The sequence below is a fragment of the Chryseobacterium sp. DT-167 genome, from assembly GCF_058310155.1.
The window spans coordinates 1-512 of record NZ_JBZEEQ010000144.1; the positions used below are offsets into that span (position 1 = coordinate 1).

General features: G+C 66.6%; 1 protein-coding gene. It reads right to left on the reverse strand.

The features are described from left to right. Window positions 1–21: 21 nt before the first annotated feature. A partial coding sequence (locus AC4FQ5_RS20190) for a DUF8746 domain-containing protein (protein WP_491146539.1) occupies window positions 22–512 on the reverse strand: 491 nt, incomplete at its 5' end.

The window sequence follows — 512 nt, forward strand, 5'->3', positions numbered from 1 at the left end:
TCTGCGCGGTCGTGGTCGTGCTCATCGAGCCGTCTCCGCGGGTGTCGAGTACTCGACCGCGTTCCTGGTGATCTCCATGAAGGCGTCCTCGAGAGAGAGGCTGCGCGCGACAAGTTCGAAGAGCGTGACACCTTCCGCAGCCGCGATCGCGCCGACGTCGCGCGCCTCGCATCCCTCGATCTCGAGGGTCTCGTGATCGGTCGACGTGACGGTCACACCCGGACCGCGGAGGGCGTGCGCGAGCGTCGATGCGTGCGGCGTCACGACGTGCACGCTCCTCGGCGACACCGACGAGATGATCTCATCCACCGAACCCGCCGCGAGCAAACGGCCCTGTCCGATCACGACGAGGTCGTCGGCGATGAGCGACAGCTCGCTCATGAGATGAGACGAGAGGAACACCGTCCGACCCTCACGAGCGAGGTCGCTGAGAAGCCGACGGATCCACGCGACGCCGTCGGGATCGAGGCCATTGACCGGTTCGTCGAGGACGAGCGCCTGGGGATCTCCGA